The organism is Bacillus sp. LQ01, from assembly GCF_057624735.1.
In genome coordinates, this window is sequence record NZ_JBYEZL010000016.1 from 1 (window position 1) to 7,719 (window position 7,719).

Sequence of the window (7,719 nt, forward strand, 5' to 3'; positions counted from 1 at the left end):
CATAGCGTAAGCTAGTAAGATCCCTGAAAGATGATCAGGTTGATAGGTTCGAGGTGGAAGCATGGTGACATGTGGAGCTGACGAATACTAATAGATCGAGGACTTAACCATATAATATGTAGCAAATGTTATCTAGTTTTGAAGGAATATGCCTTCAATAGTTTGGTGATGATGGCAGAGAGGTCACACCCGTTCCCATACCGAACACGGAAGTTAAGCTCTCTAGCGCCGATGGTAGTTGGGACCTTGTCCCTGTGAGAGTAGGACGTCGCCAAGCAACTTTAAGACGAGTCAGAATGACTCGTCTTTTTTGTATGCTTTCATACCTCTATCAATTGCATTTTTAACCCCTTCTAAATAAGAAAATCCATATTTTTTATCTGGCTCTAAGTAAGTTCCTTCCGCCCACTCGTTCCATGCGTTAATAAATAAAAACTCGCTGTTATAAAAAGAGTAAGTCCGATGAATTTGCTTGCTTAAATATATGGTGAACTTTTCAGGGGTAGAACCTACAAAGATGCTGCTATTCGCGTTTTTACGTCGTGCAGTATTATCCCAATCAACAAAAGCACCAGGAAATGTTTTTTTCTTTGGGAGCGATCGTTGTAATATATACATCCATACTTTATCGTAGTCCCAAACGTTTAATTGCATATCAGAATCATATATTACCTTATTTATGTCTGAAGAGCTATCATGGGCAATTGTATAGAAAGGTTCAAACTGAATGCTAGCATCGAATCCATTTATATTAGGTAGTGGAAAACTGTTTAATGTTTCAGCAAAGTATATACCTTTTAAACCATTTTCTCGCGCTAATGCATTCCAGTAATTAAGCATTTTTTCACAATCAGGAATATGTCCTGGACGATAAATAATGAATAGAGGTTTATCATCTATATAAATATATCTCTCATCTTGGAAAGCCTGTAATAAATAATCAAAGTGTTCCTTCCAATCAGATATATCTCCGTAGTCTTGAGGCATTAATATATGTTTATCGAGACCATCCCAAGATTTTGTCCATGGTTCATTTGCCCAAGAAAGACAAAAAGGGAAGTCAGGTTCTTTCATCTTTAGTACCTCATTAAAGGGTGTTTCTAATAGTCTTTTTCCCTTAAACCAGTAATGATAATAACAAAAACCATATATACCGTATGCTTTAGCGATTTTTGCTTGCCACTTTCTTACGGAGGGGGTAGTTAAGTCGTAATAAAAATCTTGATAAGGTTCCCTAGGTTGATAATGTCCTGAAAATAAAGGTCGTGCACTTTTAGTATTTGTCCATTCAGTAAATCCTTTCCCCCACCATCGATCATTTTCTTTAATTTGATGGAATTGTGGTAAGTAAAAAGCGATTATTTTCAAGTTATATCCCCCTTATGTTATTCGTAGTTCAAGTAGTGGGAAGTTACTAGTGATTTATTAAATCACTGAATTATATAGTATTTAGAAATTTTTTACACATTTTTTACTAATAAAAACATGTAAAAATTCAGCATCTAGCCCTAGTGATCTATCCTTTTGTAAATAAACAATTGTATACATGTTTGCATGTGTATAAATATATTCAATCATATCCTGCCCCCAATCGAACGTTACTAAAGATCCATTCTCATCAATAGGGTTTCCATGATAAATGGGCTCTTCAATATATTCAATCACCTCTTTATTCATTCTTGCTCTTTGCACAGTTTTTGTGAGTGTATGATACCAAGGGACAGTAAATACATGAGCACCGCCAGGTTTTAATACTCGTTCTATTTCTTTAAAGGCTTTGTTTGGCGTCATTACATGCTCAAAAACGTCTTGAGTAATGAATAAATCAAAAGATTCATTTTCAAAAGTCATGTCTTCTAAGTTCTCACATCTAATACCTTGAAAGTATTGGCCAAGAGGATAATTTTTAAAGTATTGAGAATAAGTATAGTTTTTACAGTTTTTTAATAGTAGCTGAGTCGTAATTCCTCCAGGAGAGGATTCGTGAATATTATAGGAACACCATTTTGGAAAAAATGTATGTAAAGCATGGATTAAAGCTCGCTGCCTTGGTATAGAGTTACATGTAGAACATAAATAATGATCTCTAAGCCAATCATTATGCTCTATAAATGTAGCTTTCTTTTCGCAAATAACGCAGTACCCATTATTGTGTTTCAAATTGATTTCCACACGATATCCCTCCTATGTTAATAAATGCAATCTATGTATGGAAAGTATGATACACGTCAACAATCAGCGAAATCAAAGGAAATGGGTGAAAGTTAGGTATCTCTTAAAATTACGATTAGGGAAAGAGAATAATTAACTCCCACTCGAATTAAAGTTTCACTTTATGCTATGCGATGTATCAGCTTTTATTCGTGGGAAAATGTATAGACTTAAAATATCCCTTTCGTGTATGGGTACATTTCAAAATCCTGTGCGTATATTTCTGTAACTAAGTCCATAGTTTCTTTATCATAAAAGCTTTCGTATGTTGGAAATCGGGGAAAGCCTGGATCTGTAATGCTAAGTTCTGCATAGCTTCCTGCATAAATCATCTTGTGAGCGCGATGATGATCTGAATTTGTAAGAAGTGCTAAATTAGATTTTGTTAAATCGTACATGTGTTCTATCTTAGTGATTTGTGTATTAAAATCTTCTAAAGGAATATAGCATTGAATGAAGTTTTCTTCACCAGGGACGTATTGTTGACTAAAATGTATATCTAATGCTAGGGAATTGGAACCGAATGCCTGAACGTAATATAAAAATTGTTTAAATGATATTCCTTGATTACTATATTTATCATTATAAAAATAATGACGGATGCTTTCCCGTTGTGGGCTAGCATATGGATTGTCAGCAAGTAATAAAAATGAGCTGACAGCTCTTGTATAAGGATTTCGTACAAGTTTACAAACATTTTTTTTAGCCTCTAGAAGACTATTTTGTAATTGTTGAATGTAATTTGTACTGTTTTTATACACCCAGAACTCATAGTAATGAATAAAGTCATTGTATTTCTTTGCTTCAGTAAATAATCCAATTTGAAAAAAGAACCAATTAGCTAATGAGGTGCATCCGCTTCTATGACTCCAAAATAGTATAAGGGGAAAGTCTTTATGGTAATGCGGAATTCGATCTTTATGTAGGATTACATGATTTAAAAGTTCTTGATTTATATTTTTCATGAGTTTAGCGCTCCTTTTTTGAGAACTTTGTGTATGTAGAAGCTTTTTTATGGGGTAAACAAGTGAGGATTGTTTATTAAATATATTCATGGGGATGAGTAAATATTATGAGTGTTTTTGCAGTCAACCTGAATAAGGAAGCTATTCTAAAATGAAAATAGAAAATAAAGATAATGAAATTTTATAACAAACATACAATGATAAGAGGATGAATAATCAAAATGATCCAGTTTATTTGTGTATATTTTTAAGTTTGACAATAGGAAAAATTTATTACTAGAGAGATGATATTATGAGGAAGAATAATTATTTAATAGTAGGTGGAAATAGTTTCATTGGTATCAACCTCGCATTGGGTTTATTGAAACAGGGGCAAAATGTAAAAGTATTTTCCAGACATATAAATAATTTTCCTCAAAATATTGTAAGTGAAGTTGAATTTATTAAAGGTGATTTAGAAAATGTTGAGGATATATATAAGGCTTTAGTGAATATAGATATTATTATTTATTTAGCTGCGACGTCTAACGTAGCAACTTCAATTGAAGATGTTTTCGGTGATATTAATAGCAGTCTATTTTTTCTTAATTTCATGGAAAGTGTTAAAGATTTTCGTATTAAAAAAATTATATTGGCTTCTTCGGGAGGCACAGTTTATGGTGAACCTGAATATTTGCCTATTGATGAGAAACATCCATTAAGACCACTTTCCCCGTATGGAATAACAAAAGTTTCGCTGGAGAATTATTTGTATTTTTATAAGAGAAAATATGGAATAGATTATGTTGTATGTAGATATTCTAATCCGTATGGAAAATACCAAAACCCCTTAAAAAAAGTAGGGGCGATAAATTGTTTTTTGTACCAGCATCTCAGTAATGAAAGGATTCATATATATGGGAATCCGGAGGAAATTATTAGAGATTATATTTATATCGATGATTTAGTTGAAATTACTATACAACTAGCACAATTAAATCAATTGAAATCTTGCGTATACAACATAGGGAGTGGCAAAGGTCTTTCTTTAAAACGAATTATAGTAGAATTAGAGAAAATAACAGAAAGAAAAGTGGATTTTATCTGTTACAAACAAAAACAAGAGAACGTTCAAAAAATCATTTTAAATATTGATAAGGTAAAACAAGAATTGAATTGGGAACCTAAAATAGATTTTAAACATGGGATTAGATTAAATAAGCTATGGATTGAAGAGTTCTTATATAGTAAAAAATAATAACCCACACTCTACTTGTATATAAGCAGAGCGTGGGTTATTAATTTACTTCTTTTTCTATAACCCAAAGGTCTTGATGTTCCCACCAAAATCCTTCAGTATACTTTTTGATAATTGGGTTATGGGGTAATAATTTAATTTTGTCACACACGTAAGAGGGACTAACTATCGTTTGTCCGTATTGATTCACATCTAAATCGAATTGTTCACTAGAAGAGAGAAACCAATAGCCCTTTTCATTTAAATTTGGAAACCCGAAGTATTTTTTGCTTTGATAGCCATGGGTTGTGAAAATGAATAAACCACCAGGTGAAACAGCGTTATACAATGTTTGCAGCCAACGAAACCAAGTTGTATCAGGCATATGAGAGAAAAAGGATAGACAAAAAACGATATCGTACGTAGAGGAGTCCAATTTTAACTGTTCAGGCTCAGGATGAGATAATATAGAAGAATTATTTAATTTGTTTTCAATAAAGGAAATAGCCTCTTCGTGTATATCGCAAGCGGTTATACTCAAATTCGCTTGTAGATTTAATAAATGACGTGTTACGCAGCCGTATCCGGATGCAAATTCTAACAATTTAATTGGATTGACTGTAGGAGGATAAAGGGAAGTAATTAAGTTTAAGAGTATTTGTGCTGAGTTTTGCCCATCTTTAAAGTAATAATCTATCGCTTCTTTTTTTGATGGGAAGACGGGATTAGTGACAATGAACTGAAAGATATGATCCTCAGGATGGATACTTGCATTTACATTATAGCTGTGTGCGATTTGAGAAATTAAATCTTTATGTTCCTCTATAAAGTCTTTCAAAGAGTATTCCCCCTTAAATAATAGTAGCGCCTTACAAGAGATATTGATGGCATAGAAAGCACACGTTTAAATTTTTAAGTATGTTTTAAGATACTTTCTATATGTATACATTTTCATTTTAGAAATGTCGTCGATAGTAAATTTTTCTTTAATGAAATTTTGCATTTGCACAACTTCATTGTAATGGGAGTATGAATCTTCTGTTCTCGTTACGCTATTTAAATGTCGTCTATGATAGTTTAAGGGGGCTGGATTGAAGTAAATATCTCCCTCTGTAAGAAGAGAAACATAGAAGAACCAGTCGCCAGCTATTTTGAACTTCTCTAACTGTTTTTCCGTTTTCTTCATATCTATATTTTTAAAAACTACACTTGAAACATTAGGTATAGTGTTTTTGATAAGTAACGTATCTTGTATTTCTTCGACGCCTTTTCGAAAATAGGGGGCTTTCCATTTTTCTTTATCGATATCATTTGTGTAATTTAAATAATGATTAGCCAATACATTTCCTTGTTCATCTATTTGTTTTGATTGTGTGTAACTTAAGGTAATATTGTTATTTATATAAAACCCCTGTATCACCTCTTGTAAAAATGTCTTATCGCATAAGTCATCGGCCTCTGCGATCCAAATATAATCACCAGTTGCTGCAGAGACTCCTTTTATCCATTGTTTAAATACAGAACCAGAGTTTTTATCATTAATAATCTGTTGAACCTTCAGGTGGGTCTTATTTTCTTTTGAAAGCAGCTTTTTAAAAGTTGATACGCTATGATCAGTGGAGGCATCGTCTAAGAAAATTAGTTCGTAAAGAGGGTAGGTTTGGTTTAATATTGATTCGATTCGATCAGGTAAGTATTTTTCATAATTATAGTTCGGTATGATTACACTTATCTTTTTGTAATTATGTTCGAGAAGATCTAGTAATTGATAAATGTAATTAAGAAAATTGAAGTTTTTTTCGATAAGTTCTTGGCCAAAGCTTCCCTTTTGTAATCGTAATCCCTCATCATGAATAAATTCATATATTTTTTCTAGCATTTTGGGTAAATTTAAAAAGTCTACTAAGGCACCAGTTTTTTCTGTAACAACATCTTCAAAACCTCCAGCATTTTTAAACCCTATAACAGGAAGTTTTGCATCTAATGCTTCTAAAACAACATTTGGAAAAGGATCTTCCCTTGAAGTTAATAAGTATAAGTCAGCCCCAGCGTTATATAATCCGATATCGGGAGTAGGATCGACTAATGTGAAATGTGCTTTATATTTAGGGGGCAGTGTATTCAGGAATTGAACGTCTGTTCTCCCTACCCAAATGAAATGAATATCCTTGTGAGTCTTTCTTACTGAGTAAGAGATAAGTGAGAATAAATCTATCCCTTTCCGATAATCTGCGAAGCCTACACCCAAGATGATTTTGCTATCTAGAGGCAGGTTAAGCTTCTTACGTAACTCATTTCTAGCTTTTGCAATATTGTTCTTATAAGGATTGTGGTTAAACAAACCTTGAGGGAGAATGTGACATTTTTGAGGATCCAATTCAGTGATTGTACGAAATTTTTCATATACGTATTGTGAAGGGAAGACAACTTTGTAAGCAAATTCAGCGATGTTTTTAGCTTTCCCTTCAGCAGAGTACTGTTGTATTAAATGCGGTAATTCATGTATTAATGAAACAACTTTTATATTTTGTCTAGCTAGTAATGCGACGATATCGCCACTTATGACAGTGCTACATATGGCGAGGGTAAAATTCTGTGATAATAAATCCTTTATTAATAATTCGACCTTTTCTTCTGTTTGATAACCTTGCTCGAGACAATAAACAGGACCGTACTTTTGAAAATCGGGAATTAAAATACCGGATCCAATAGAAATAATTGCAACAGAGTAATCAAAGTTTTCTTTAAGAGCCTTAATAGTATGTAAAGAAAGTAGCTGTGCTCCGTGGAAATGGGCATCATGGGATACATAAATTATCTTTTTATTAACATGCATTTCATAACGCCTCCTAAGGGTATTAGATTTCTTTCCCTTTTTTAAAGGTCAAGAAGAGAAGTGTTTTATTTATAATCCCCCTAGAGATGGGCAGGAGGGAGAACGTACTAAAAGAAAAAATACTATCCTTAATATATATTTACTTGGTCTCACATTCATTCTTTAGAAAAGTATTAGTATTAAGTTAGAGAGTGTAGGCTGCAGATTGTTAATTTGAATACATAAGTTTAAGAAGTTCTAAGGATGTATTAGAAATTAAGAGAAGGCAAAGCTTTTATGATTTATAAAATAAAAAAGATAAAAGGTATTGACGATTGATCTACAGGGGTGTAATATAGAACAAGTCGCCGATGACAATAACGTCGTAAGCGACAAATGAAATAAAAAAACTTAGTTGACATTAACTAACGAAGATGTTAACATAAGGAAGTCGCAAATGAGCGACCAAGTAGTTCTTTGAAAACTGAACGAAACAAACAACGTGAAACGTC

At 32.8% G+C, this 7,719-nt stretch carries 6 protein-coding genes and 2 rRNA genes; 3 read left to right on the top strand and 5 right to left on the bottom strand.

Features of this window, described 5'->3' with window-relative positions; all coding sequences use genetic code 11:
* Positions 1-111, top strand: a 23S ribosomal RNA gene (locus AC22L0_RS29065); the annotation flags it as partial.
* Between the two features lie 50 nt (positions 112-161).
* Positions 162-277 (top strand): 5S ribosomal RNA (gene rrf / locus AC22L0_RS29070).
* Positions 278-291: 14 nt separating this feature from the next.
* On the opposite strand, the gene AC22L0_RS29075 is transcribed toward rrf, so the two are convergent.
* The 3 genes from AC22L0_RS29075 to AC22L0_RS29085 all read right to left on the bottom strand — a co-directional run bounded on the left by AC22L0_RS29075 (position 292) and on the right by AC22L0_RS29085 (position 3,176).
* A complete protein-coding gene (locus tag AC22L0_RS29075; protein ID WP_000690999.1) occupies positions 292-1,368 on the bottom strand; it encodes a glycosyltransferase WbsX family protein in 1,077 nt (358 codons plus the stop codon).
* Positions 1,369-1,449: 81 nt separating this feature from the next.
* The gene (locus tag AC22L0_RS29080; RefSeq protein ID WP_000405114.1) at positions 1,450-2,172 is read right to left on the bottom strand and encodes a class I SAM-dependent methyltransferase; all 723 of its coding nucleotides are present in this window, start codon (positions 2,170-2,172) and stop codon (positions 1,450-1,452) included.
* 209 nt (positions 2,173-2,381) lie between these two features.
* Positions 2,382-3,176, bottom strand: a complete 795-nt coding sequence (locus tag AC22L0_RS29085; protein ID WP_087965422.1) for a sulfotransferase family 2 domain-containing protein — start codon at positions 3,174-3,176, stop codon at positions 2,382-2,384.
* A gap of 292 nt (positions 3,177-3,468) precedes the next feature.
* Between AC22L0_RS29085 and AC22L0_RS29090 the strand changes: the two genes are divergently transcribed.
* Entirely contained in the window at positions 3,469-4,413 is a 945-nt protein-coding gene (locus AC22L0_RS29090) for an NAD-dependent epimerase/dehydratase family protein (RefSeq protein ID WP_001230832.1), read from the top strand.
* A gap of 40 nt (positions 4,414-4,453) precedes the next feature.
* Here AC22L0_RS29090 and AC22L0_RS29095 read toward each other — a convergent pair whose 3' ends face one another.
* Positions 4,454-5,230 carry a class I SAM-dependent methyltransferase gene (locus AC22L0_RS29095; protein ID WP_000651241.1) on the bottom strand — a complete coding sequence of 259 codons (777 nt, stop codon included), beginning with the start codon at positions 5,228-5,230 and terminating at the stop codon, positions 4,454-4,456.
* A 66-nt stretch (positions 5,231-5,296) separates the two neighbouring features.
* Entirely contained in the window at positions 5,297-7,228 is a 1,932-nt protein-coding gene (locus AC22L0_RS29100) for a glycosyltransferase (protein WP_000558376.1), read from the bottom strand.
* Positions 7,229-7,719 lie beyond the last annotated feature (491 nt).